Source organism: Saccharothrix sp. AJ9571 (assembly GCF_021725495.1).
Classification (GTDB): Bacteria; Actinomycetota; Actinomycetes; order Mycobacteriales; family Pseudonocardiaceae; genus Amycolatopsis; species Amycolatopsis magusensis.
This window is the reverse complement of record NZ_CP091382.1, coordinates 8,573,002-8,597,896: the sequence shown is the minus strand read 5'-3', so window position 1 is coordinate 8,597,896 and position 24,895 is coordinate 8,573,002. Positions and strand designations below refer to the sequence as shown.

Sequence of the window (24,895 nt, the reverse complement as noted above, 5' to 3'; positions counted from 1 at the left end):
TTACTCCTGGGGGTAGACGAGTGCGGTGGTGCCCTCGATCTCCATGACGTCCACGGTCGCTCCGGCCGGGATCACCGAGGTCTGGTCGTAGGTTCGGGCCGTCCATTCCTCGCCGCCGATGCGGACCAGGCCGGTGGCGCCGGTCACGTCGGAGACGACGAGAGCCTTCTTGCCGATCAGTGCGTCCACGCCGAAGCGCTGCAACTGGGGCTGGAGCATGTGCCGGAGCGCGACGGGGCGGACGAGAAGGACGCCGATCGTAGCGGCGATGGTGAACACCAGGAGTTGGAAGGGCAGCGGAAGTCCGACGGCGGCGAATCCCACCGTGACCAACGCGGCGGCACCGAGCATGCCGAGCGCGGCGGTGAGGGTGAAGATCTCGGCCACGCCCAGCACCACCGCGAAGATCAACCAGATCAGCCACAGGCTCACGGGGCGGCCCTCCTGCCGGTCGATGGGTGGACGAACGAGGGCGAAGTGTTCGCTGGTCTTCAGCGTGCTCTGCGTGACGTGCGCGCATAAGGCACCTGGCCAGCCATGCTTGACCGGTCTCACCTGCCGGATCCCGGCAAGGTGGCGCCCGGGGGAGCGGGGGCGCGGTCTGCCCGGCAGGTGGACCGCTCTCTCAGCCGGCCGGCGGTAACGGCTGACTCGGCCAGTCGAGCAGCCGTGCCCCGAGCACAGCCGCCTCCAGCGTGAACCGCTGTGTGGGCTCGGAGACGTCGTGTCCGGTGAGGCGTTTGATCCGATCGATGCGGTAGGTGACGGCGCGGACGCTGAGGTGCAGCCGGCGGGCAGCAGCCGCGCTGACCCCGCCTGAAGCGAAGTATCCCGCCAGGGTGTCCAGCAGCGGCTGCGCGCCGCCTCGTGCGTGCTCCAGCGGGCCCAGCACGGTGGTGACCAAGTCGGTGATGGCGACCCGGTCACGGAGAAGTACCTGGAAGACGAGCAGGTCGGCCGCGAACAGCACCCGTGCGGCGAGGCCCAGCGACTCGGCCAGCTCCAGCGTTCCGCGGGCCTCCTCATAGGAGCGCATGGCACCCCCGGGCCCCGCGTGGGTGCGGCCCACCCCGATTCGCCAGCGTTCGTCGGTTCCCAGCACGACTTCCACCTGCCGGGCGAACTCCGCGAGCACGTCGGCGGCGGTGCCGGCGGCGATGCAGATCAGCAGGTCGTCCTTGGTGGTGACCAGGACGTCGCGGGTACCGAAGCGCGCCAGCATGGTGGACTCGACGCGGCGGGTCGTGGGGTCGCCGTCGACAAAGCGGTGGACCGATCGAGCGACGGCGACGGCGAGGTGACCCGCCAACTGCAGACCGAAGCGTTCCGCCGTTTCGGCCAGCCTCCCGAGGTCACTGCGACCGTTGAGCAGGTCGTCGATGAACTCCCGACGCCGGGCCTCTTCCTGGCGCATCACCAGCCGCTGGGCGCCTTCGTAGCCTTCGGCGAGGGCGACGATGGCGTCGTCGGCGGCGCGCAGCACGCTCTCGCCGATGGCCCGCACCGTGGTCCCGCTGGCCCCCGCGACGCTGGGAAGTTCCCGCCAGACCAGCCAGTTCGCGCTGAGGTAGAGGTCGACCAGAGCACGCAGAGGGATGTTCTGCTCGGCCGCAGCCGCGCCGAGCACACGCCGCGTGTCGAGCTCGTCACGGTCCAACCGGCGTCCCGTGGCACTCACCGCGACCAGCATCTCGATGTAACCGTCGAGGAACTCGTGCGACTCGACGCCTGAGTCTGCCGCCGCCCGGTCGGCGAGAGCAGCGACGTCCCCGGCCTGGAGTTCGTACTCGGTCGCCATGGGATCACTCTCCTCCGCAGGCGCCTTGCCGGGTTGCGGCAACCCCGTGCCACCCAGGGTAACCGGGCCGGTGCCTGGTCGCCGACCCTCACGACGTGCAGGGCGAGGTCCTCGACTCTGCAGGGCCGTTTTTCCGGGTCCCGGCAATACGGCCCACTCACCGCTGCCTGCTGCAACCCTGCCCACGCTGGGAAGCGGCACCTACGGTTAGGGAGGACGGACATGACGCGTCGGGCAGGCCCACGCGACCATCCGGCGCGCTCTCCGGGCCGGAGAGGCTGGTGGTTCACGCCCGGGCCGCGATCGGACCGGTCTCTGGCAGACCGCCGACGATGGGCGCCCCTGGCCACCGAAGAAACGCGGACCAGGCCGTCGGCTCGTCGGTGTCCGAGCCATCCGCCAGAGCACGCCGGCGCCGCCAGGGATTGGACCTGTGACCGGCCAGATGGGAGAGGTGTCATGGAATTGTCGAGGCGGGAGCAGGAGATCCTCGCTCAGATCGAAGGCGAATTCTCTTCCAGAGAGAAGAAACTGGCGGCAGACCTGGACACGGGAACCGCGCGGCACCTCCTGCACTCACCCATCGTGCGGACCGGACTCGGCTTGACCGCGCTTCTCGTGCTCGGGCTCCTCGCGGTGATCCTGCTCGGGGTTCTGCTGTTCGAACTCGGGCCGGTCGGTCTGTGCGTCGTCACAGCCGCTGTGGTGATCCCGTGGTTCATCCTCGCCTACGCCCGCGTCAACCGCGGCCGGCCCGACGACTAGCTCGCAGTGGCCCGACCAAGGAGAAACCCGTCACCAGCACCGCGCATGAGTTCGCTGATGAAGGGAGTGGCCAGGGCTGGCAGTAGGCCCAAACCGATGGCCGTGCCGCTGATGGCGAGGAAGTTCAGCGAACCATCGGGGTGCGGAAAGCCCGGGGCGCCAGCTTGGTGGCGACTTCGATCCACGGCAGAATCGCCAGGGCGGAAACCCAGCTCAGGCGCACGTGCTCCCGCGTGCCCGACCCAGGGAAGGATGGCCGGTGATGTGGCTTCACCATTGGTGGCGCTCAGCGCGGCTACCCGCGAATGTGCCGGAGGGGCGTTTGCTCCCACCGGGGGAGGCGATCAAGTCCGCCGCTGGGCGGGGAGACGAGGGCGGGGCGCTCAACGACTGGGAACGACGGCAACTCGACTTGATCGAGCAGCGGTTGGCCGAGGAGGATCCCGGGTTCGCGCACACTCTGCGGACGACGACCGGTTCTGTCGCAACCGTGTGGACGGCACTGGCGCTCGTGCTCGGGGTCGTAGCCCTGCTGGGCGCACTCGCGGGGGACGTGAGCCTGCTGCTGGTCGCAGCCGGGTGCGCTGTCGCGGCCTGCTTGCTTCGCCGTCACCACCATCGTGGCGGCACGGGTGCGCACCGCCGGGGAGACAGCGACGGCCGGTGAAGCCCGCGCCGGATCTGGACCGGTCAGCGTCCGGTGGTCGGCGCGATTGCGTGCCAGACACGCTCTCGACATGTCGCTGGACTGCGGAAATAAAGAATCCGCTGGCTGCCCGTCACCGGCTGTTCACCGCTGCTTGTCTCGCGGTCGAAGCCGGGGTGGTGATTGACTGACCGCACAGTCCGGCCGTCCTGGAGGTTTCATGTCCCGGCTTTCCCGCGTCCTCGCCGTGTCGCTGCTCGCCTCGCTCACCGCTGTGCTCGCGGTTCCGGTCGCCACCGCCGCGGAGGGGGCGCCCGCGGTGATCGCGCACCGCGGTTCGTCGGGGGTCGTGCCCGAGAACACGCTGGCCGCGGTCCGGCAGGCAGTCCGGCACCGGGCGGACGTCGTCGAGAACGACATCCAGCGCACCAAGGACGGCGAGCTGGTGATCGTGCACGACACCACGCTGGCCCGGACCACCGACGTCGAAGCGGTGTTCCCGGAACGCGCCCCGTGGAACGTCGGGGACTTCACGCTGGCCGAGATCAAACGGCTCGACGCCGGGTCGTGGTTCGCCCCGGAGTTCGCGGGCGAGCGGGTGCCCACTCTGCGCGAGTGGGGCGCGGCCGTCGGTGCGCGGGCGAAGATGCTGTTGGAGCCGAAGGCGCCCGAGCTCTACCCGGGCATCGAGAAGGACCTGGACCGGGAACTCCGCACGGTCCCGGTTTTCCGCGCCGCGCTGCGCGGTGAGCGGATCGTCGTCCAGTCCTTCAACCACCCGTGGCTGCGCGGCTACCAGGAACTGGCGCCGGAGGTGCCGGTCGGGCTGCTCTTCGGGACAAAGCCCACCGCGACCGACATCGAGCAGGCCGCGGCCTGGGCCGACCAGGTCAACCCGGCGTTCAAGGTGATCGACGAGGCGACCGTCGACCTGGTGCACGGTCACGGCATGGAGATCCACGTGTGGACCGTGAACGACGGCCAGGGCATGCGCACCGCGCGCGACTGGGGTGTCGACGGCATCATCACGAACTACCCCCAAGTCCTGCGGGACCTGCTCCGCGACTGACGGACGAGCGACGAGGTCGCCGGTCCCGGACCGGAGAGAACGGCCGGGGCCGCCAGGGCCGGCTACCGCTGGACGGCGCCGCCGTGAACGCCTGTGGGAACCTCGTGCCCGGCCCGCGAATCGCCTGGCAAAGCCTGCTCGCAGCGAACAGCGGGATTCTGGGCTCGGCGATCGACAGCCGTCAAGCACGCTGCACGCCACCGCAAATACCCAATTCCTGTGATCAGCGAAAGTGGTGATCTTCTCGCCGGTGGCGAGGTCCCACACCCGCGGTGCGGTCGCTGCCTGGCGGCCATTGTCCTGCGCGTAAGGGGGACCGCCTGCCTTGGCGACCCGCCGACCTCCTGGACTGGGCCCGACGAAGGCGGATTGGTACGGCTGTCTGGCAGCGGCGTCGAGTTCCGGCACGCGGAGTTGCGTTCTTGGCTATTGACAGCTGATTCTTGCAAGAACTGGGAACCAAACTCCGCTCGCTCACGGAAAACGCCCGCGTGAACAGCGGCGACGTGTGATCGCGGTTCAGTGCGGGGCCACGACGCGGCCTGCAGGCACGCGCGGGCAGCGGAGAGGAGGGTCGGAACCTTCCCCGTTCCGACCCTCCTGCCGGCACAGACTAGCGCATACTCGCTCACACGTTCGACCGGTTGGCAGGGTGGATCTTCTCCCCGACGGCACCGCGGCGGTATCGACCGCCGAGGTCGACGCCGTGTAGCAGGAGACTGCTGGATCACCGGCTGGGCCGCTCGCCGGAAATGGCGGGCGGCCCAGCCGGAGTGGGTCACGGGTAGCTGATGACGTTCTGCGCTGTTCCTGCGTTGGAGCTGTCGGCACGGGAGCCGGTGTCGTTGACGACCGAGTTGATCGAGCCGCTGCCGTCGAGGAACACCGTGAGCAGGCTGGTCAGCTGCACACCGGGGGTGCGGGGCACGCGGAACGACATCCGGGACTGGATGTCGACCCCCTGGTTGAAGAAGCTGTAGCTGCCCAGGCCCCAGCCTCGGAACGTGGTCACGCCCGGCGCGACCTCCAGGGCCGGGTAGCCGGGGTTGGCTCCGTCTTCCTGCCACGCGGCCTGGCTCGGCGGGTCGTAGGGGCGCTCGTTCTGGTACATGACCACGCGCCCGCGCTCGCCGCGCCAGATCGTTTCGGTTTTCTGGTAGTGCTCCACGAACAGTCCGTTGGCGCTGACGTCGTGGCCGTTGACGACGGCCCCGTGGTCGGCGGTGTTGCGGTCCCAGCCGATGCCGGTGCCGTGGTCGCCGCGCCAGAGCCAGGTGTGGTCCAGCAGCACGTTCGAGGCGTTGACCTCCAGGCTGGTGGTGGCCTTGCCCTCCAGGGTGCCGCCGATGCGCACGAACACGTCCTGGAGCACCACCGGGTTGCTGGTGCCGCCGCATTCGCAGGTGCCGCCCGGGCGGCCGACCTGCACCAGCACCGGTGAGTTGACCGGCCCGGCGTCGACGGTGAAGCCGTGCAGCTTCACCCCGGCCACGTCGTCGACGGTCACCGCGGCGTTGCCCGCCTGGGGCGTGATGGTCGGCATGCCGAGACCCAGCACCAGGGTGTCCGGCCGGGTGACCCGGATGGGCTCGGAGTAGCGGTAGGTGCCAGGGGACAGCAGGAGGTGACGGCCCTCGGCCAGCGCCTGGTTCACCTGCGCGATGCCGGTGGCGGGCGTGGCGACGAGGAAGTCGCCGAGGCCGATGGCCCGCTCGCCGGTGTCACCCCTGGTCGGGCCCACCGAGTCGCGGCGCACCGCGGGGACGCGCACGGTGTAGCTGCCGCCCGAGCGGGTCAGGTACGGCTCCTCCATCGACACCGGCGTGGTGTTCAGGGTCGTGTAGGGCTGGGCGCCCGGCACCCCGAAGCTGGTGGCCGGGGCACCCGGCGTACCGGCGAACACCTGGTTCCACACGCCGTTGCTCCAGCTGCTCAGCTCGCTGTTGCGCACCAGGAACTGCTGCTGGGAGCCGCTGACCACCTCGCCGCGGAAGCGGGAGTCGGCGATGAAGCCGCCGCTGGCGTACCACGGGCCGTCCCCGCAGTAGTCCATCAAGGAGAACTTGCCGTTGACGTCGACCCGGCGCATCGGCGCGGCCTGGGACACCGCCCAGAAGTTCGTCGCCGCCCGGCAGCCCTCCCCGCCGGCCACGTTGATGGTCAGGTTGGCCATCGACCGCCAGAAATTGGTCAGCGCGATGCAGTTGCCCGTGCCGTTGACCTGGCACTGGTTGTAGACGCTGACCCGGCCGTTGATCTGCACGTCACCGGGCTGGGCGCCGAGGCCGGCCACCTCCGTGTAGTAGCCGACCCGGATCTCCAGGGGCTGCTGCGGGGTGCCGTAGCTGCCCGGCTCGAACAACAGGGCGTAGCGGCCGGGGCCGAACTCGGCGCCGGTCTGCTGGTTGGCGATGGCGTCCACGGTGGCCTGGATGTCGGCCTGGGCCATGCCCGGGTTGAACACGTACACGTTCGCGCCGAGTTCCGGCGCGTTGGGCGGGATCGGTGCCTGCACCACCGACTGCGTCGCGGTGGTCGCGGCCGAGGTGTCTGCCGTGGCCGGTGCGCCGGTGATCAGCGACCCGGCGACCAGCACCGACGCCATCGTGCCGAGCAGGGCGGCGGGCTTGCGCCGGCGGGCGCGTGGGGGTGTTCGGTGGGGAAGGGAAAAGGAGCGCAACAGAATTCTCCTTACCGGCCTGGGGAGGACCGTGGATGACGGCTGACCCGGCGTGCGCGTCACTCCGTCGTGAGCGGGGAGATGTGCACCACACTCTGGGTGGTGCCGCCGTAGTACAACACACGTGCTCGCTGAGAGACGATCCGTCGATCCGGCGATCTACCAGCACAGCCGGTGACGACAAGATCGTCGAAGCCTTCGAGAAGACGGTCAGCTGGTTCCGAAGCGAAGAGGCCGGAGTCCGCCTCCGCAGCGTCGAACCAGCCCGCGAACGCCGCCTCCCGGTCCACAGTGGGGCCGTACGCGCCTTGCCGCTGTGGCTTCGGACCTCAGGCGCCGGATCGCGAGGTAGATCGCGCGCTGGCCGCGAATGCGTTACGTGGCGACGTCGGCGGCCAGCCAAGCCAGGGTGCAGGCTGCCGAGTGCCCCGCGATGAGCAAGACGTCCACGATCCGAGTTACCGCCGATCCAGACACTTCGCTGATCGTGGAGTCACCCGAACGCACCGTCGAACTCCTGGGCGGCCTTTTCCAGGGCTTCCTTGGCTGAAGCATCCTGCCGTTCGAGGAAGTTCGCGGTGGAGATCAGGTACTCGCCCAGGTTCGTCACCTGTTCCGAGGTGGTATCGAGGATGCTCGCCAGCTCATTCCGGACCGCGTTCCAATCCACCCAAGGCCCGGTCGTTCCCAGTCCGATCGCCACCCCGCCGCTGAGTTCCGGGCGCTTCCAGATGCACTCCGTCGCGGAGGCCTCCCTGACACCACGAGCGATCGTTCGTATTTCTCCGGCGGTTTCGTCGGCGAAGATCTTTCCGGCACCGCGAAGTCGCTCGAATTCGACGGCGATGTCCGCGTCCGGCTTGTGGTCGGGGGCCGAGTCCTCCAGGACGTTCTCCACGTCCAGGGTGAAGCACGTGCGGTAGGTCCCGGTGTCCGGGTTGTAGACGGTTTTGTCGCCGAGGTGCTCCAGCGCTACTCGAAGGAGGTCGGTGCTGTCAGCATCATCACGCTCGATCTGCGGTTCGAGGCCGTTGTCCGGGTTGTCGTTGAGCGTCGACTTGATCGACGCGAGGATTTCCGTCGCGGAGCCCCCCGGGATCGCCGCCTCGAGATCGATCACATCCCTGTTCTTGCTTTCGATCGCTCCCAGAAGGGCATCCGCGCCTGCGAGGACGAGACCAGCGGCCGCCAGGCCGATTCCTGCCGGCGCCAGTGCGGGGATCAGTCCCATGGCGCCGACGATCCAGCCGGCGCTTTTGATGTAGAGGGGGATGTCGACCCGCTTCTGGTAGGACATCACCTTCGTGGCGTAGAAACCTATTTCCATGACGCTGACCCGAGCGCTTTGCCACATGTTGCCCATGCCGTCGAGCTGTGCGGCCAGCATCGCGCCCAGGGTCCAGAGGTTCAGGAAGGTTCCTTGCAGCGGGATGACGAATCGGTCGATGGGCCCATTGATGTGCGGGGCCCACATCCTTTCGGGAGGAGTGGTGCCTTGTGCTCCCGGGTCGCGGCTGACCAGGCCAAGGGTTCGGCACGCCGTGTGGTAGGACTCGCCTGGAAGGGAAAGGTTCTCCAGTGGCTTGATCGCCTCCCGGAGGTGGTGCGCGGACTGCCAGAAGTTCTTTTCGTGTGGAATCAGGTCGACCTCGTCCCAGCCGGCGAACGCGTCGTCGACGCGGTTCACCCATTTCCGGTAGAGCCCCTCGATCTCGAATCCGGTGGAGTTCGGCGGATCCGCCCAGACGTCGAAGGTCACCGTGGTCCGATTGCCCTCGTGGTCCTCCACGTACGCGGTTCCGTCGGCTGCCTCGTCCGGTCGTGACGGTATCGCGGGTAACCGGTGATGCTTCATCCACTCAGGTGGCTCGTATCCGGGTTCATACTGCTGGTCGTGATGTGTCGCGTCATGATTCAAGGAAATGCGATAGCCTTCATCGGGATTGCCGGAGTGGCAACGCATCGCCCCCTTGCCGCGCACGTTGTCCCAGATGTCCCGGTCTATCGCCGCTCGAACAAGTCCCCACTTCATCGCGTCGACGCCGTCTTGCGTGTACGAGTTCCTTCTGTCGTCGGCCATGACCGAGCCCTTCCCCTCGTGACCACCGGCGGGAGATCGTGCTCGGCTCGCCTGCGTGGTGCGTCGGATCCTACAAGGCCCTCGGTGTGGACGGGGAATTTTCTCCACTTCGAGGGACGGCCGATGTAGCTGTTGCAACGAACGCGCTTGTGGAGAACCGTCCCTTCTGTGTCAGCAGGAATGCCGACCGGGACGGCGAGGTGAGTAGGCAGGGCGCGGAGTTCCAGCGGATTCGGTGGCTCCGCTTAGCTGTCGACTGACATGACGACGTGGAAGTGCTTCACCATGTCCGGGTCCTCACCGATCGGCTGCCTGTCCAACGCGACCCAGGCGTGTGCGGCGAAGGGTTCGGTGACGACGCCGGTGCGCCACTGTGGCCAGGTGCCCCGCAGCCGGCAGAGCAGTGCGGTGGCGATCGAGCGTTGCAGGCAACGAGGGCCCGCGCAGGCGATGCTGACCGCGACCACGGCCCGGCGGGCACGGAGGGCTTGCTCGGCGGTGGCCGGGGTAGCTCCTCGGGCGGCGAGTTGAAGCAGCTTCCGCAGGCGGGAGGGTGAGGCGGTGGCCAGCAGTCGGCCGGCGAGGGCCGCGGCCAGGGCGGCGGGCCGCTGGATGAGGGGGACCCGAACGCGAGGTTCCAGCGTCATGTCGACGCCGCTCATCGCGTGACCAGCCCCGCGTCGTCGAGTGCGCGCAGCAGCGCTGTCACGTCCGCGGCGACGTGGTCGGTCGCCGCGGGGTAGGTGGTGCGGAGATCGGCCACGATGCTCGCGGTGTCGGAGCCGGTCAGCAGTGCGCGCAGGACCGTGGCGCCGGTGTTGTTCATCGTCCAGTAGCGGCCGGTTCTTTCGTCTAGGAGCACCATGCCGCGGTCGGTCGGTGTCATGGTCACGTGCGCGGACAGGGTCAAGTCCATGGGGTTCCTCCTCGATTCGCCGACGCGGGTTCGCCGGTGTTTCGCAGCCATAGTTCGCAGGCCAGGGTCGCGTCGAGCGGCATCAGGGTCAGGGCGGTGGCGTGGGCGCCACGCAGGACCCCGCGGACCGCGGCTGGATCGATCAGTCCCATGCGGGCCAGTCGCGAGTCGGCCATCAGGTCCACCAGTTCCTCGCGGCGGTTGCGCATTCCGGCGTACATCGCCGCGCTGGCCTCGTTCTTGGTCGTGCGGGCGAGAATGTCGCCAGGCACCAGTCCGGTCATCGCGGTCACCAGGGCGGGCTTGAACCGGTGGGGGTCCATGCGGTCTTCCAGGCGGATGCTCAGTGCTGCTTCCAGGACCCGGTCGTCGGTGAACGGGGCGTGGAAGGTGACCCCGTGCGCGGAGGCGAGGTGGGAGTGCCGTCGCAGCATGCGCCCGTTGACGCAGTTGATCCGGATCATTTCGTGTTGCACGGGCAGCGGAGACAGCGGTTCGGGACGGGAACCGGCGGCCGCGTGCAGGGACTGGTGGATGGTGGTGGCGGCGTCGGTGGTGATCCACGGTGGCAGCGTTGGTGAGGCCTCCCACGCCGGCGCGCCGAGCTTTCGCGTGGTGTCCGGTGTCCCGGTTGCGCAGCCGGTCAGCCAGTCGGCATAGGACTGGCTGTAGCTGAGCACCGCCGCGGTGGCGCGCATGGACCAGCGGCGTCGTGCCCTCAGTGCCCGAGCGTGGTGTAGGGCCAGCGGCGGGCGGGTCAGGCGCCGCCCTTGGCGAGGTAGTCGGCGGGGTCGTACAGGATGCACAGTCGCTGGATCTTCCCCTCGGCGAAGGTGAAGAACTCGGTGAGCCGAGAGGTGCCTTCGGGCAGGTGGGCGTCGTAGCACACGGCGGCGCCGTCGGGGTCGTGGACCTCCTGGATCAGGTCGATCTTCTGGATGTTCGCGATGAACCCCCGCACTCCCTGCAGGAACGGAGCGGCCCCCGTCCTTTGCCCGGCGATCGGACCCTCGAAGTGGAGGTCCTCGGCGAGCAGTGGTGCCAGGTTCCGGCCGTCCCCGTAGCTCTCGATCCCGCCCGTGAGGATCCGGTAGTACTCCCTGAGCACGACGGGTGCCCTGTCGTTGACCACAGTCATGGTGCTCTCCCTCGCCTCGGAACGTGGTTGAAAAACTAAACCACTTGGTAGAGATTGGCAACCATCCTGCTAGTCTGCCGACGTGCGTTCCTACAACCAGTACTGCTCGATGGCACGCGCCCTCGACCTGGTGGGCGACCGCTGGACCCTGCTGATCGTCCGCGAGCTGCTCACCCAGGGCCCTTGCCGCTTCTCCGATCTGCGCCGCGGGCTGCCCGGCATCGCCAGCAACCTGCTGGCCGACCGCCTCCGCGACCTGGAGAGCACCGGGCTGATCGCCCGCCACGACGAACCGCCGCCGGTCGCCGCCACGCTCATCACGCTCACCGACCGCGGCAGGGACCTCGGGGGCGTCGTCCGCGAGCTGACCCGCTGGGGCGCCCCGCTGATGGTCGCCCCGCCGGACGACGACGCGTTCCGGGTGCACTGGTTCTCGCTGCCGCTGCGCCATCTGTGCACGGACACCACACCCGACGAGCCAGCGAGCGTCGTGCGCCTCGGCGACCTGGGCGATGGCTGCGACATCATCGCCGACCGTGGCCGGATCGACGTACGCCCCTGCTCGACCGAACGCCGGCCCGACGCCAGGATCACCGCGCCGCCGCAGGTGTTCGTCGCACTCTTCACCGGCGCGGTGCCCCTGCGGACGGCCATGACCATGGGACTTGCCGTTGACGGCTCCGTCGCGGCCCTCGAACGCGTGCTACCCGGGAAGATCGATGGCTGACGTACCCAACGGCGACCTGCTCGACCGGGTCGCGAAGGACTTCACGGACGATCGAGACGTCGCCATGGGGACGATGTTCCGCAGCCCGGGGCTCCGCGTCGGCGGCAAGATCTTCGCCTTCCTCGGACACCGCGGTGAGCTCATCGTGAAGGTCCCCAGCGACCGGGTCAGGGAGCTCATCGCCACCGGACGGGCCACGCAGGTGGTCATGGGCAACCGGACAATGCGGGAGTGGATCGAGCTCCCCGCCCTGGGAGACCGCACGGCGACGCTCGCCTTCTGGCGAGACGTCGCACGCGAGGCGCACCAGTATGTCGGCTCCCTGCGGCGACCGAGTTGATCAGCGGCGGGAACCGCCGGTCACCCAAGCGATCGTCGCCGCCAGTGGCGGTCGGGGCGTCGTGAGGGCGGAGAGTGTGTAGTGCACCGTGCTGTTGAGCTCGGCGGAGGGCGCACCAGCGCGGGATCGTAGGTTGACTCCGTAGGCCAGTCTGCGGGCAAGCTCAGCTCCGCGGCGAGCGGCTCGTTGAGCACGAGCAGCCGCGGCTCGGGAACCTGCTCCGCCTGCCAGGGCAGGGTCAGCTCCGGGAGGGCGCCAGCGCGGTGCGCACGGCCTCGGTGGCGCGCCAGTCGGTCACCAGATCCGCATCGCCCGGACGTCGTTCCAAGCCAACCGGCCACCGCGCTGACGTCGCGAGCCCAGCGAACGTCGCTGTAACGCGGGTCACTGGCACACCGATGCAGGCAGTGACACTGAACTGGGGGATGTCACATGCGAAGTCTTCGCGCAGCCACTGCCTGCCTGGTACTTGCCGGGCTGCTCACCGCGCCCGCCCAAGCCGCCCAAGCCGCCCAAGCCGCCTGCACCTGGACCGAAACACCCATTCCGCCCGCCGACACGTGGGGAACCGCGAACGTGGTGGCGGGGACCGGCACGGGCCACTACGCCGGGACCGTGCGCCGGGTGGAGAATGGCCAGTTCTTCATGGAAATGGTGCTGTGGACCGCCGGTGAGCCGTTCGGCCGCACGCAACCGCCACCGCCCGGGTACCGGCGGCCCGGTCCGGTGGACGAGAACGGCACGGGCACGGTGGCGGTCAACGCCCAATCCCTCGACTCCTCGGAGATCGGCGCGTCGTTCCGCTACCACGGCGGACACCAGGGACTCGGCGTCTACGAGCGGCTTCCGGTGCCAGACGGGTTCAAGCAGGTGAACGCCGAGTCGATCAACGAGCGCGGTGACGTGCTCGGGACCGCCACCGCGGACAACCGCACCGAAGCCGTGGTGTGGCCGGGCGACGGCGCCCCGCCCGTGGTGCTCGAACTGCCCGAGGACAACTACCTCCTCCGGGCGATCGACATCGACAACGACGGCACTGTGCTGCTCCACCTGGCGCAGGGGCCGCACCTCTGGCGAGCCGGGGGGCTCATCCCGCTGGCCACGCCGCCCGGTTACCGGCTGACCAGTGCCTCGTCGCTTCGCGGTGGCATCGCCGTCGGATACACCCGCGCGCTCGACGAGGTCGCGACCCACCAGGGTTTGCTCTGGAGCGATCCGGCGAATCCGGAGTTCCTCAAGGGCGCTGCCTTCGGTGACGACATCAACGCCGGCGGCCAGGTTCTCGGCCGGGACACGGAGTTCGCCGACGCCGTCTGGCAGCGCACCACCTTCGTCGACGCGATCCCGGCGAACGGGCCCGCGAACCGGGTCTTCGACGACGGCAGCATTCTCGCGGAGCGCCCGGGGGGTTACTCGGTCTGGCGCGCCGCGTGCCTCGGGACCACTTAGGACACATGCCGCCGTCGACACGAAGCTGGTTGCGGCCGGTCATGACCATCACCTCCGTTAAGGACTAGTGCGCTGCCGGATGCGGGGCTGGGGCCCAGCTTCGCACGATCGGCAGGGCGGCGAGATCATGGTGGGCCTCGATGCGCCCGACCTTGACGACGTGCTGACCGCCGCGAAGGAAGACCACGAGTCGGTTATCGACTTCACCCGCACCTTGGTCCGCGTCGCCAGCCGCGGCGGCATCGACCCCTACGAACCGGTCCTGCAGGCGGTGACGGCCTGGCTGCGCACGCACCACCTGCCCGCGGTGACACTGCGAGACCGGACAGGCTCCATCATGGGCCTCACCTGCGAGATCAAGGGCGCGCACCCTGGCCCGCGCTGGGTGCTCGACGCCTGCCTCGATACTGCCGTGTTCGGCGATGAGCCGCGTGGACACACCCGCCCCTGTCCGCGACGGTCTCCGACGGCTGGCTCTGGGGACGCGGCGCCGCGGACTCCAAGGTCGGCGCGGCGATCTTCTGCCACATCGCCGCCCGACTCGCCGCCCACCCGGAACGGCTGCATGGACGCCTCGCGCTGCTGTTCGACGTCGATGAGCACACCGGCGGCTTCGGCGGCGCCCGAACCTACTTCGAAGGCCCGGACGCTCCCGGCGAGGTCGCCGGCGTGCTGATCGGCTACCCGGGCATCGAGCACGTCGTCATCGGCGGCCGTGGCGTCTACCGCGCCACCCTGCACGTCCACGGCATCTCCTCGCATTCAGGCGGCCGGGTAAGCACCCCGAACGCGCTCGTCAAGGCCGCCGACTTGATCCGGGCACTGCACGACACCGCCATCCCCGGCGAATCCCGTCCCGATTTTCCCTTCCGGGAAAGCTCACGGTCCCAGCTGCCGAAGGCGGGCAAGGATTCTCTGTAACCCCGGACCTGTGCGTCCTCAACGTCGACATTCGCACCACCACAGACTTCGACAGCACCGCGGCAGCAGCTCTGCTGCAGCACGTAACTCACCGCGTCGACCATGCCTGGCCCGACACCCGGACCACAAACATCGAGCCGAGCATCCACTGGCCCGCCTACGCCCTCGACCCCACATCGGCGCTCAGGAGGGCACTACTCGACGCGGCGACAGCGACAGGTTTCGACGTGCAGCCCAAGATCGCAGGCCCATCCAACATCGGCAACTACCTCGCCGGCCTGGGCATACCGGCCACCGCAGGCTTCGGAGTCGACTACCGCGGACTACACGCCACCGACGAACGCTGCCGCATCGACACCATCCCCGCAGTCCAAACTGCATATCAGCACGCAGCCACGACACTACTGGCCGGCCGACACTGACAATTGCGGGCCGGGACCTCGCCCCGCTGGTTCAGTGGCTTACTCGCACGGCCTGTCGGCAACGCCTCGGCCGGTGCCTGCGCGGTCTGAGCGAGGTGGTGGCCGCTTGCCTCGGACCATAGCCGCCGCGATCTTCTCGCCGCACGCGCCTGGATAGCACGACAAAGTTCGTGGCCCGCGGGAAGCAGGGTGTAGACCTTGGCGGTCATGGAAGCACAGAGACGGGACCAGCGCGTCCATCGCTTCGGTAACCTCACGCTGGTCACCTCGGCTTCAGTCGTTCGGTATCGAACTCTGCATGGTTGGTGAAGCAACCGGAGTTCCGCGCAGAGTCCAGCCTGCAGATCAACCGGGACATCGCCATGGCCACAGGCTGGAGCCTGGCCACATCGATCAGCGGGCCGCTCACCTCGGCGCGATCGCGGCGGAAGTATGGCCCGGCTCACCGCTGATCTCACAGTCCGGGAAGTCCGCGTGGCCAACCCGCAGACCTAAGTCAAAATTGGTGTCTCGGGAGAGAGATTCGTTTCGCTGAACGTCCATTTCGAACGTTCCGGCGGCGGGACGTCGCGTCGGCGGCAGAACCGATCGACCCGGGACCGGGACACCCTGCCTGGCCGACTACCTCAACAGCGTGTCCGCGGCCCAACGAAAGGCGGGTGGCGACGGCCGGACCATCGTGGTCGGGCACTCGATGGGCGGGCCCACGAGCGCACGTGCTCGTCCGCGACGGCCTCGTCCAGGTCCACGTCGGTGATCCCGGCGTCGGCCAGCAACGCGGCCAGCTCGGTTCGCAGTGCCGTGGCCGAGCTAAATCTGGGGTGCCGGTTCCGTCCAGTTGGGCGGCCCGAGCGGGCCGTCGGAGATGGGGAAGTTGGCGTGCATTTCGCGGATCAGCTCGCCGACGCGTTGGCTCGTGGACTCCATCAGCTCGTCGGCTTTCTGCAGGAAGCTGTACAGCGTGCCGTAGAACCCGCCGGGTTCGAGGGCCTTGTTGCCGTTCTGGTTCTCCAGCACGTTGAACATCATGTCCACCGCAGCGACCCCGGCCATCGGGCCCGCCGTCGCCACGCCCGCGATACCGGAGAAGAACTTCCAGCCGGTGACGAGTCCCTTATTGACCGAGGAGGTGGCGTCGACCTGTTCGAGCTGCTTGACGCACGCACCCATGAGGCTGTTCAGGTTGAAGCGGGCTCCGTGGAGGATCGCGCCGTAGCGGACGAGGTAGTCCGAGAGCACCCCGAGGGCGGGACGCCGGCGTTCGAGCTGCCAGTTGTCGATGATCGAGCACCTCGCGTGCGCGTCCGCGGGCACCGAACCGGGCGGGCCGGTCCAGTGGTCGCCCCACCAGGCGCTGCCGGCCTGCAACTGGTCGAGCTTGTTGTACTGCAGTGATTCGGCGTCGGAGAAGCCCGCGCGCCGGATCACCGTGACCGCGTCTTTGATCCAGCCGCCGCCCGTGCCGCCTTCACCTTCGCCTTGTCCCTCGAAGCGGAGGGCTTCGGCGTTCTGCCCCGGCTTGCCGGCCACCCGGCCGATGTCCTGCCCGGTCAGGATCTCCGCGTGGCTGAAGAACTCGTCCACGCTGAGATCGCGGCTGCCGTCCTCGTGCGCCGAGCCACGGAGAATGGGGTGGAGGGTGACGTGCACCGCTCCCGCCCGTGGATCGATGGGGTTGAGCCAGGGATTGTTCTCCGTCGACGGCATTTCCGTCGGATCGAAGATCATGTCCTCGGCCTTCACGAACACCGGGTCCCACACGGGCGGCCCGTCGGTGACCACGCTGAGCGCCTTGAGCATTCCGTGCAGTGCCGGCGCGTACCCGTCCCGGAAGATCGGGTCGAGCTGCTCGACCGGCCCCGACGAGTCGTCCTCGTACCACCGCTGCGCCATGAGGTCCCCTGCTTAGTCGAGATCGAACATCGAGGCGATCGACTTCAGCTGTTTCACGTTCTGCGCCTCGCGCGATTCGAACGAACTGGCCGTCGCGGTCATCCGGTCGCGCAGCCCGGCGAGGAAGTCGATGTAAACCCGTTCGTTCTGGAGGTAGCGGGTCAGCAGTTCGTTAAACTCCGTGGCGAACGCGTGCAGGCTCGCCTGGTAGCCGCCGGTCTTGCCGTGACCACCCTTGAGGGTGCCATCCACGGCCTCTCCGGCGACGCGGTCGAGTTCGGCGTAGGCGCCCTCGAGGTAGTCGATCACCGGCACGGCGGGCTCCGCCGAGCCGGCGCGGCTGCCGTCGCCCAGTATCTCCCCGGCGAACCTGCGCAACTCCTCCATGTCCACCACCATGTCCGCCAAGGCTCCTCCTAAACCGGACCGCGACCCCGATCGACCATGACGATAGCGGGGGCCAAGCCGCTGCGCAGGGATTTCGTCGAACTTCCACCCCCGACCAGCGCCTGCGCCACACCACGTTTGCGGCCTGCGGTGGGACGTCGACCACGCCAGATCACGGTCCCGGTTGTTTCGAGCGCGCCACGGACTCTGTGACGCGGTGGCACGCACCCCGTCCCTGCCGTCGCCGCGTACTGCCCGAAGACGGCTCCCGGTGCGGGATCGTGACGAGTTCGGCGGTGGCGCTACCTGCAGCCCGGGGCCGAGGTGTCGCAGCGGTGCCCGGCTGGGCGTCGGCTCGGGATTGCCGGGGCTGAACAACGGTTGGAGCCACCTGTTCCGAGGCCGAGCATGGTTGTCGGCGAGGTGTCCCAACTCGGCTCGGCCAGCACGTCTTCGACCACCACCTGGTGCGCCAGGTAGGCCGAAAACGGTGGTCGGCAACTCGGATCCGGAGGCGACCTCGGATCGTTGTGGCCGGTAGACGATGGTGGCGCCGGCGGCCACCCACAGTACGCGCGTCATCTGCGGACTCGCCCCATGATCAAGATCAGCACGGCGAACTCCAGTGCTATCGCCGCCGGCACCAGGAGTCATCCTAGGGCGTGTCCTGCGGATCTTCTTCATGATCGTGTGTAGAGGATGGGGTGTGGTGGGTCGTGGTGAGCTGACGGACAGGGCGTGGGCGGTGATCGCGCCGTTGCTGCCTGCGCAGGCTGGGCGGCGGGGTGGGCGGTGGCGTAGTCACCGGCAGGTGATCAACGCGATTGTGTGGCATGAGCGGACCGGTGCGCCGTGGCATGATCTGCCCGAACGCTATGGGCCGTGGAAGACCGCGCATGAGCGGTTGCATAAGTGGACCGCGGACGGGACGTGGGACCGGATCCTGGAACACGTGATCGTCAAGGACGACTCGCTGGGAACCTTGGAGGACAACGTCGAGTTCGTGATCAGTATCGATTCCACGAGTGTGCGGGCGCATCAGCACGCGGCCGGGGCCCGGAAAAAGGGGGCTGCGCGGACTGGATCGAAGACCTCGCGATCGACGGGGAATGCCTCGGGCGCTCGCGGGGAGGGCTGACGACCAAGCTCCATCTGGCCGTTGACGGCGCGGGCTTGCCTTTGGCGGTGATCCTCACCCCCGGTCAGGCCGGGGACAACCCGCAACTACTGCCGCTGCTGGACGAAGTCCGGGACCTGGAGGTGGATGGGCAGAGAGTGCGGGTGGGGCGGGTGCTCGCCGATAAGGCCTACACTCACCCCAGCACCCGCCAGGCGCTCCGCAAGCGCAGGATCAAGGCCACCATTCCCGAACGCGCTGACCAGATCGCCCGACGCAAGGCCCGGGGCTCGGCCGGTGGCAGGCCACCGGCCTTCGACCCAGACCTCTACACGCTGCGCAACGTGGTCGAGCGATGCTTCAACCGGCTCAAACAATTCCGGGGCCTGGCACCCCGCTACGCCACACGAGCCGCCTACCACCGCGCCGAGATCATCCTCGCCTGCATCGTCCTACACCTCCGATGAAGATCCCCAGGAGACGTCCTAAGCGGCCATCCGGTCGGCTACCGCGTTCAGCGTCGCCGCGGCAGCACGTCCGCCCACGCTGGTGTGGAAGCTCGGGCCGACAGTTGCAACGCCGCGACCTGATGCCCTCGCACGCCCGGCGCATGACCACCTGCACCCGATCAGCGGCAGCAGTGTGGTGGTGGCAGGAAGCTGTCGCTACTCCTCGTCTCCCCGTCGTGCGAGCTAGTTTCGAGCTCTCGGCGGTTCGGAAGGGGATGCGAGCCTATGGAGACCTCGGCGAAGGCATTGAGCAGAACGCTGCTGTACGCACTGTCCGGCGGCGCGTTGTCGGTGTTGTTCGTAGTGGCGGCGGCACAGCAGGCTGAGGCGGCGCCCGCTCCGCCGCCCCCCAAGGCAACGGACAGTGGCATGTCCGGTCGCAATGAACAGCGTGAGCGGAAGTCGCGGCAGGCGCAAGCGGAGAACAAATCCGAGGAAAGCCGGAAGCAGGCCGAGAAAGGGCGCAAAGCCAAGGAGGACGCCCAGCGGCGGGCCACGGCAGACCGCGAGCGCAAGCAGGAGAACAGCAGCCAGGGCAGTCGCAACGAGCAGCGTGAGCGGAAGTCCCGGCAGGCCCAGGCGGAGAACAAGTCGGAGGAAAGCCGAGAGCAAGCGGAAAAAGGGCGCGGAGCCCAAGAGGAAGGCCGCCGCAAAGCCGAAGAGGACCGTCGCGCAGTCGAGGAGCGCAAGCGCGAGAACAGCGGTCAGGGCGGTCGCAATGAGCAGCGCGAGCGCAAAGGTCGGCAACAGAAGTGGGAGCAGTCGTCTCCCGAGAACCAGCGACAAGCCGACCTCGGCAGGAAGAAGCAAGAAGAGAGCCGCCGCACACCGAGCGAACGTGAACGCGAAAACAGCGGCCAATCCGGCCGCAACGAACAACGTGAACGCAAAGCTCGGCAACAGAAGTGGGAAGAAGCCTCTCCCGAGAACCAGCGACAAGCCGACCTCGGCCGCAAAGCCCAGGAAGAAGGCCGACGCAAAGCTGAAGAGGCGAACCGGCAACGGGCCGAGAAGCTGCGTGAGCAGGCCGAAAACAGGAAGGCCGTCGACCGCGGGCAATCGGGTCGCAACGAGCAGACCGGGCGCACGGCCCGCCAGGCGCAATGGGAACGCACCTCCGCCGAGAACCGCCGGCAGGCCGAATTGGGCCGTCAAGCCGAGCAGAACGGCCGGCGCAAGGCCGAGGAAGCCCGCCGGAAAGAGGAGAACAAAAGCTGGCTGGAACGCACCGGCGACCGCATGCGGGAAGCGGAAGAGGCGTTCGAAGAGGAGTTGCGCAAGGGCCGTGACTGGGCGGAAGACCAGATCAACCAGGAGCGCGCCGATCCGGACAAGGACACCGACGCCGCCACTGGCGTACGACGTTTTTCCGCCGGTGTCTACAAGTCCGTGCACGACAACGCGCATGCGGCGGGCGAGTACATGGACAAGCTCGCCCGGTCCAGCGAGGGCGACCTCCAGGCGCAGCGCGAGATCGAGCAGGACGCCAAGGACTTCGTCGATGGCGCCAAGCGCACGGTGAACGACGTCGTGAACGACCCGCGCGGTGCGGTCGAAAGGGTAGCCGAGGCGGGCAGGCGTGCCGTGGAGAACTTCCAGCGCGCGCCGGTCTCGGGTGCCGGTGAACTCGTCGGAAACCTGGCCGGAGTGCGCGGATTAGGCAGCACCTTAAGGAACGCCCGTGATTCCGGTGGGGACGACGATGAACCTGCGGAAGCGCGTGCCGAAGCTCCCCCGTCAGGATCGGAGCGCTCAGCCGGGCGTCCCGGTGATCATAGCTCTGCCCCTGGCGGCGAAGCCGGACCCCGCGCGCCCCAGGCCAGCAACCAGAACGGCAGCGATGGCCCCGTGCGCGTGCCAGCCGCAGACCGCGCCGCACCGGGTGGCGACGGCGCCCGCAGCGGACCAGCCGCAGGAGAGCGCACCACAAGCGGCGACAACGAAAGTCAGCGGGCTGCAGACCGCACCACACGTGACAACGACGCTACCCGTGCACCGGTCGGCGGCGCCGGAGATCGCACTTCGCGCGCAGACACAAGCCGTGACGAGGATGGCCAACGGGAGCCGGCAAACGACGGCGACACCCGCCGCGGGCCCACTGGAGCGGCTGAAGACCGCGCAGCGCGAGAAGACACCGAACACGAGTCAGACACAACGGGCAACCGCGCTGACCGAGACGGCGACAATGACTCCCGTCGCGGACCAGCGGCCGCTGACCGAGGGGATGACGAAGAGACGGTACCGCCCGGGGCCATCCCCTACCACGGTGGTGACTCCGATTTCCGCCCGATCCCCGCCCAGTGGGGCGATCAGCCGGTCGGGCCACCGACGTGGACGCGGGCCGAGACCGTGCAGCCGGCGTCCTATGGGGAAGTCGTGGACCGGCCGATCACCACGTCCCCCCGGGCGGTGCGCTGGGAGGTCGAGCAGTTCAAGTGGGACGACGATCCCGACAGCGCCATCGCCAGGTACGCGGGCAAGGCGGAGGCCGCCAAGAGCGAGCGTCCGCTCTTCGGCGAGAAGGGCAAACTCACCCGGAAGGTCGTCGCGGACGCCAGCGCGACGGCCGGCTTCAACCACGGGCTGTTCACCCAGCTCCTCGGCCAGGACCTCCGGCGGAACACCAATGGCTGGGGCGCCGAGGCCAGCGCCAAGGGCGGCATTGCGCAGAAGGGCTCCATCGAGTACGACTCCGGGGCCACCAACCCGTTCCGATTCCGGGCGAAGGGCGAGGGGTCGGCCGGGGTCGAAGGCAAGGTGACGGCTCGCTCGAACAAGAACACGTTCCTGCTCCATGGTGAGGCTCTCGCGGGGGCGAAGGGCAGCGTCCGCGTCGGTGGCGAATACCGTGGTTTCGGCATCAGTGCCAACGCCGAGTTGCTGACCGGGCTCGGCCTGCTGGGCAAGCTCGGCCTGGAAAAAGGGCCGGATGGCCGCATGCACCTCAGCACCTACCTCGGTGGAGCCGCCGGTATCGGTGCCGGTGCCGGCTTCGACCTCACCTTCCACCGGGACCGGGCCGAGACGGCCCTGCTGATGGGCGCCGATTGGCTCGCCGGTCAGGGCCGCCGGTCCGCCGACGCCGCCACCCCCACCGAGCGCGGACCGGAGAAGCGCTCCGCACCGGTGAAGAAGAACGCCAAGAACAAGGGGAACAAGGCGACGAAGACCGACCGCGGCCGGAAGGGATGAGCAGCCATGCCGATCCACCACCGTGAGGACGTGCCCGTCCCCCTCGCCTTCCAGGTGCCAGACGGGTGGCAGCCGGTGTCGCCGGAGGGCATCGGCTCACCGGGGACGGCGTTCGTGGCGCTGAACCTGGCGACCACCGGTTCCGGGTTCACCGCGAACATCACCCTGGAGGAGGAGTACCGGCCGGACCAGACGTCGCTGTCCGAGCTGGCGGATGCCTCGCTGCGCGGTCTCGCCGAGCGGACCTCGGCGACCCGGTTGCTCGACCGCGCGGACGTCGGCGGTCTGGAAGCGCCGGGCCTGACCCAGGTCATCGGTATCACCGCCACGGTCGACGACATGGTCCGGGAAGTCGTCCAAGCGCAGTTCTACCTCGCCCTGCCCGGCATCGACGACCCCCGTAACCGCGTGGTGCTGCTGGCGGTCCTGACCGCCACCGAAGAGCAGTTCCCGGAGGTGGTGGGCGACTTCGGCGCGTTCGTCGGTTCACTGAAGCCAGGCGCGACGGTGGGGTAGCTGTGCTGTCACGACTATCGGAAGGTGGTGTCGCCTCGTAGAGAGGGCCTGGCCATCGTCGAGCCACCTGACCAGTCGGCGCACCGCGGTCCGGTTGCCGATGAAGCGCAGGGTCCGGGCCCGTAGTTCGTCCAGGCACCGGCTGTGGCCCGCCACGCAGGCCAGGGCGGTGAGTTGTGCACTCAAGTTCCACCAGCACCGGCAGGCCGGGTGGTTGCCGCTGCGGCCGTGCCCGGCTCGCGCCGAGCACCACCCACACCATTGCCGCGGTCCGGGAATGTCGGAGAAGCGGATGTGAATGGCGGCGGGTCGTGCGGGCCGTCGATGGCCCGGCACAGGTCGCTCAGCAGCACCTGCGGGTCCAGTTCACCGGCGCGGGGTGGCGGCAGCCAGCGGCTGCCCCAGCGGGCGTTTCCAGGCGTTCAGTGCTGAAAGCAGGAAAGTCGGATTGCGATGACCGGCGATCACGAAGGTCTGTCCATCACCTACGGAGAGCGGGCCGGGTGCGCCGTGGTACGCGTCGCCGGGACGCTCGACATCGCCGGTTATCCGCGGCTGCGGGACATGATGCTGCGCGTCGACGCGAATCGGAGCCGTCGAGCAGTTCCTCGGCCTCGATGTCGAGGCGGTGGACGTTCGCGTCACCGACATCCCCCTGCCGGACGCCGACTGACGCCGACGGAAAGACCGGCGGAAGGCCCTGGCCGCACCCGGGGCCTTCCGCCGAATACCGCGCCCGGTTCATCCGCTTGATCCATTTCGCCGCACCGGCGGAGACGGAAGACTCTCCTTGCACGCAGGCCCGAGCCCATAAGGAGAAGCATGTCCCGCACCTTCGGCGCGCTCGCCGCCGTGATCCTCGGCGTTTCACTCGTGACGGCCGCACCGGCCGCCGCCGCGCCGTCACTCTCGCTCCCCACCGAATTGCCGCTGCCCAACGGATTCCAGCCCGAGGGCATCGCCATCGGCCACGCTCCCATCGCCTACTTCGGCTCACTCGCCGACGGCGACCTGTTCCGCGTCGACCTCCGCACCGGGAAGGGCGAGGTGTTCAGCCAGGGCCCCGGCACCCAGTCGGTCGGGCTGAAGGCGGACAAGCACAACCGGCTGTTCGTCGCCGGTGGCGCCGCCGGGGACGCGCGGGTGGTGGACGCGAAAACCGGAAACCTGATCAAGAGCTACAAGTTCGCCGACGCCGACACCTTCGTCAACGACGTCGTGCTCACCGACGAAGCGGCGTACTTCACCGACTCCCGCCAGGCCGTGCTCTACCGCGTCCCCTTCGGCAGGCACGGCAAGCTGCCCGACGCCCACACCACCCTTCCGCTCACCGGTGACTTCGTCGTGACGCCCGGCGCCTTCAACGCGAACGGCATCGCCGAAGCCCCCGACGGGCGGTCCCTGCTCATCGTGCAGACCGTCACCGCCCAGTTGCACCTGGTGGACAAGAAGACCGGCGAAACCGAACTGGTCGACCTCGGCGGCGAATCGCTGGTCAACGGCGACGGTCTGCTGGTCCGGGGCCGCACGCTGTACGTGGTGCAGAACCGGTCCAACGCCGTCGCCGTGTTCACCATCGCCGAGGACGGCAGCCACGCGCAGCTGCGGGAGCGGATCACCGACCCGCGCTTCGACGTGCCCACGACGGTCGCTTCCCACGGCAAGCGCCTGTACCTGCCCAACGCCAGGTTCACCACCCCGCCCACTCCGGAAACGCCCTACAACGCGGTTTCCATCCCGAAGAGCTGACCCGCGCTACAACAGCTTCTCCGGCGTGATCGGCAGAACGCGGACGCGTTTTCCGGTGGCGTGGAAAACCGCGTTCGCGATCGCCGGGGCGATCCCGATCGCGCAGATCTCGCCGAGCCCCTTCGCGCCGAGCGGGTGCGCGTTGGTTTCCGCCTCGTCGATGAACAACGCGCGGATGTCCCCGATGTCGGCGTGGATCGGCACGTGGTAGTCGGTCAGCGCGGGCGTGATCAGCCTGCCCGACACCGGATCCGCCACCTGCCGCTCCATCAGCGCGCCACCCATCGCGAAGATGATCCCGCCGCGCGCCTGGTTCTCCGCCGTTTTGGCGTTGAGCACCCGGCCGCAGTCGAAAACGCACGAACCAGTCTGTATGGCCTGGACCAGGTGCGCGGGAACAGCTTCGGAGGGCGCGGGCGATCACGGGGGAGCCAGTTGGAGGTTTCACGTAGCGGAGAAACACCCGAAACTCGCGCCCGGAGAAGTTCTCCCGGACGGGAGTTTCGGGTGTTTCGTCGCGGAAACTCGAACGTCTAGTTCGGTGGCGGGGCCTGGTCCCCGCCACCCCTCTCAGAACATCA

General features: G+C 68.5%; 25 protein-coding genes. 12 read left to right on the top strand and 13 right to left on the bottom strand.

The features are described 5' to 3' along the window. Both L3Q67_RS38885 and L3Q67_RS38880 read right to left on the bottom strand, forming a co-directional pair. Entirely contained in the window at nucleotides 1-432 is a 432-nt protein-coding gene (locus tag L3Q67_RS38885) for an NfeD family protein (RefSeq protein ID WP_499186398.1), read from the bottom strand. Between the two features lie 193 nt (nucleotides 433-625). Beyond that, nucleotides 626-1,798: a PucR family transcriptional regulator gene (locus L3Q67_RS38880; protein ID WP_499186397.1), complete on the bottom strand. Its 1,173-nt coding sequence runs from the start codon at nucleotides 1,796-1,798 to the stop codon at nucleotides 626-628. 459 nt (nucleotides 1,799-2,257) lie between these two features. On the opposite strand from L3Q67_RS38880, the gene L3Q67_RS38875 reads away from it, so the two are divergent. The 3 genes from L3Q67_RS38875 (at nucleotide 2,258) to L3Q67_RS38865 (ending at nucleotide 4,278) form a co-directional block, all read left to right on the top strand. Further along, nucleotides 2,258-2,563 (top strand): DUF3040 domain-containing protein, encoded by a 306-nt coding sequence (locus L3Q67_RS38875; RefSeq protein ID WP_499186396.1) that lies wholly within the window; start codon nucleotides 2,258-2,260, stop codon nucleotides 2,561-2,563. A gap of 322 nt (nucleotides 2,564-2,885) precedes the next feature. Then, nucleotides 2,886-3,230 carry a DUF3040 domain-containing protein gene (locus L3Q67_RS38870; protein ID WP_499186395.1) on the top strand — a complete coding sequence of 115 codons (345 nt, stop codon included), beginning with the start codon at nucleotides 2,886-2,888 and terminating at the stop codon, nucleotides 3,228-3,230. Between the two features lie 199 nt (nucleotides 3,231-3,429). After that, the gene (locus tag L3Q67_RS38865; RefSeq protein ID WP_499186394.1) at nucleotides 3,430-4,278 is read left to right on the top strand and encodes a PI-PLC domain-containing protein; all 849 of its coding nucleotides are present in this window, start codon (nucleotides 3,430-3,432) and stop codon (nucleotides 4,276-4,278) included. 778 nt (nucleotides 4,279-5,056) lie between these two features. On the opposite strand, the gene L3Q67_RS38860 is transcribed toward L3Q67_RS38865, so the two are convergent. The 6 genes from L3Q67_RS38860 to L3Q67_RS38835 form a co-directional block, all read right to left on the bottom strand. Then, on the bottom strand, nucleotides 5,057-6,958 hold the full coding sequence (locus L3Q67_RS38860) for a pectate lyase-like domain-containing protein (protein ID WP_499186393.1): 1,902 nt from the start codon (nucleotides 6,956-6,958) through the stop codon (nucleotides 5,057-5,059). Between the two features lie 493 nt (nucleotides 6,959-7,451). Then, a complete protein-coding gene (locus tag L3Q67_RS38855) occupies nucleotides 7,452-9,038 on the bottom strand; it encodes a hypothetical protein (protein ID WP_499186392.1) in 1,587 nt (528 codons plus the stop codon). 245 nt (nucleotides 9,039-9,283) lie between these two features. Further along, nucleotides 9,284-9,700: a transglutaminase-like domain-containing protein gene (locus L3Q67_RS38850; protein WP_499186391.1), complete on the bottom strand. Its 417-nt coding sequence runs from the start codon at nucleotides 9,698-9,700 to the stop codon at nucleotides 9,284-9,286. Beyond that, a complete protein-coding gene (locus L3Q67_RS38845; protein ID WP_499186390.1) occupies nucleotides 9,697-9,954 on the bottom strand; it encodes a lasso peptide biosynthesis PqqD family chaperone in 258 nt (85 codons plus the stop codon). Before L3Q67_RS38845 ends, L3Q67_RS38850 begins: the two co-directional genes overlap by 4 nt. Then, nucleotides 9,945-10,652 carry a macrolactam cyclase family protein gene (locus tag L3Q67_RS38840; RefSeq protein ID WP_499186389.1) on the bottom strand — a complete coding sequence of 236 codons (708 nt, stop codon included), beginning with the start codon at nucleotides 10,650-10,652 and terminating at the stop codon, nucleotides 9,945-9,947. The genes L3Q67_RS38845 and L3Q67_RS38840 overlap by 10 nt, the downstream gene beginning before the upstream one ends. Nucleotides 10,653-10,711: 59 nt before the next feature. Further along, nucleotides 10,712-11,092: a nuclear transport factor 2 family protein gene (locus L3Q67_RS38835; RefSeq protein ID WP_499186388.1), complete on the bottom strand. Its 381-nt coding sequence runs from the start codon at nucleotides 11,090-11,092 to the stop codon at nucleotides 10,712-10,714. Nucleotides 11,093-11,174: 82 nt separating this feature from the next. Between L3Q67_RS38835 and L3Q67_RS38830 the strand changes: the two genes are divergently transcribed. The 3 genes from L3Q67_RS38830 (at nucleotide 11,175) to L3Q67_RS38820 (ending at nucleotide 13,608) form a co-directional block, all read left to right on the top strand. After that, on the top strand, nucleotides 11,175-11,819 hold the full coding sequence (locus L3Q67_RS38830; RefSeq protein ID WP_499186387.1) for a winged helix-turn-helix transcriptional regulator: 645 nt from the start codon (nucleotides 11,175-11,177) through the stop codon (nucleotides 11,817-11,819). Beyond that, a complete protein-coding gene (locus tag L3Q67_RS38825; RefSeq protein ID WP_499186386.1) occupies nucleotides 11,812-12,159 on the top strand; it encodes a hypothetical protein in 348 nt (115 codons plus the stop codon). Before L3Q67_RS38830 ends, L3Q67_RS38825 begins: the two co-directional genes overlap by 8 nt. A 432-nt stretch (nucleotides 12,160-12,591) precedes the next feature. Continuing rightward, nucleotides 12,592-13,608, top strand: coding sequence for a hypothetical protein (locus L3Q67_RS38820; protein ID WP_499186385.1), 1,017 nt, complete (start codon nucleotides 12,592-12,594; stop codon nucleotides 13,606-13,608). A gap of 64 nt (nucleotides 13,609-13,672) precedes the next feature. Here the strand turns inward: L3Q67_RS38820 and L3Q67_RS38815 are convergent, their stop codons facing one another. Next, entirely contained in the window at nucleotides 13,673-14,047 is a 375-nt protein-coding gene (locus tag L3Q67_RS38815) for a hypothetical protein (RefSeq protein ID WP_499186384.1), read from the bottom strand. Nucleotides 14,048-14,055: 8 nt separating this feature from the next. On the opposite strand from L3Q67_RS38815, the gene L3Q67_RS38810 reads away from it, so the two are divergent. Further along, the gene (locus L3Q67_RS38810; RefSeq protein ID WP_499191747.1) at nucleotides 14,056-14,529 is read left to right on the top strand and encodes a M20/M25/M40 family metallo-hydrolase; all 474 of its coding nucleotides are present in this window, start codon (nucleotides 14,056-14,058) and stop codon (nucleotides 14,527-14,529) included. A 227-nt stretch (nucleotides 14,530-14,756) separates the two neighbouring features. Then, nucleotides 14,757-14,951 (top strand): hypothetical protein, encoded by a 195-nt coding sequence (locus L3Q67_RS38805; protein WP_499186383.1) that lies wholly within the window; start codon nucleotides 14,757-14,759, stop codon nucleotides 14,949-14,951. Between the two features lie 810 nt (nucleotides 14,952-15,761). Here L3Q67_RS38805 and L3Q67_RS38800 read toward each other — a convergent pair. Both L3Q67_RS38800 and L3Q67_RS38795 read right to left on the bottom strand, forming a co-directional pair. Then, nucleotides 15,762-16,844: a hypothetical protein gene (locus tag L3Q67_RS38800; RefSeq protein ID WP_499186382.1), complete on the bottom strand. Its 1,083-nt coding sequence runs from the start codon at nucleotides 16,842-16,844 to the stop codon at nucleotides 15,762-15,764. 12 nt (nucleotides 16,845-16,856) lie between these two features. Further along, on the bottom strand, nucleotides 16,857-17,252 hold the full coding sequence (locus L3Q67_RS38795) for a hypothetical protein (protein ID WP_499186381.1): 396 nt from the start codon (nucleotides 17,250-17,252) through the stop codon (nucleotides 16,857-16,859). Nucleotides 17,253-17,940: 688 nt separating this feature from the next. Here L3Q67_RS38795 and L3Q67_RS38790 point away from each other — a divergent pair. From L3Q67_RS38790 to L3Q67_RS38780, 3 genes are all read left to right on the top strand, one after another. After that, a protein-coding gene (locus L3Q67_RS38790; RefSeq protein ID WP_499186380.1) for an IS5 family transposase occupies nucleotides 17,941-18,815 on the top strand; the annotation gives its coding sequence in 2 pieces (ribosomal slippage) (nucleotides 17,941-18,330 and nucleotides 18,333-18,815; 873 coding nt in all). 267 nt (nucleotides 18,816-19,082) lie between these two features. Beyond that, nucleotides 19,083-22,049 (top strand): hypothetical protein, encoded by a 2,967-nt coding sequence (locus L3Q67_RS38785; RefSeq protein ID WP_499186379.1) that lies wholly within the window; start codon nucleotides 19,083-19,085, stop codon nucleotides 22,047-22,049. A gap of 6 nt (nucleotides 22,050-22,055) precedes the next feature. Further along, nucleotides 22,056-22,565 (top strand): hypothetical protein, encoded by a 510-nt coding sequence (locus L3Q67_RS38780; protein ID WP_499186378.1) that lies wholly within the window; start codon nucleotides 22,056-22,058, stop codon nucleotides 22,563-22,565. Between the two features lie 366 nt (nucleotides 22,566-22,931). Here the strand turns inward: L3Q67_RS38780 and L3Q67_RS38775 are convergent, their stop codons facing one another. Next, nucleotides 22,932-23,210 (bottom strand): hypothetical protein, encoded by a 279-nt coding sequence (locus L3Q67_RS38775; RefSeq protein ID WP_499186377.1) that lies wholly within the window; start codon nucleotides 23,208-23,210, stop codon nucleotides 22,932-22,934. 177 nt (nucleotides 23,211-23,387) lie between these two features. On the opposite strand from L3Q67_RS38775, the gene L3Q67_RS38770 reads away from it, so the two are divergent. Continuing rightward, complete coding sequence (locus L3Q67_RS38770; RefSeq protein WP_499186376.1) at nucleotides 23,388-24,314, top strand: SMP-30/gluconolactonase/LRE family protein; 927 nt, start codon at nucleotides 23,388-23,390, stop codon at nucleotides 24,312-24,314. Nucleotides 24,315-24,320: 6 nt separating this feature from the next. On the opposite strand, the gene L3Q67_RS38765 is transcribed toward L3Q67_RS38770, so the two are convergent. Then, nucleotides 24,321-24,653 carry a molybdopterin cofactor-binding domain-containing protein gene (locus L3Q67_RS38765; RefSeq protein ID WP_499186375.1) on the bottom strand — a complete coding sequence of 111 codons (333 nt, stop codon included), beginning with the start codon at nucleotides 24,651-24,653 and terminating at the stop codon, nucleotides 24,321-24,323. Between the last annotated feature and the right edge of the window lie 242 nt (nucleotides 24,654-24,895).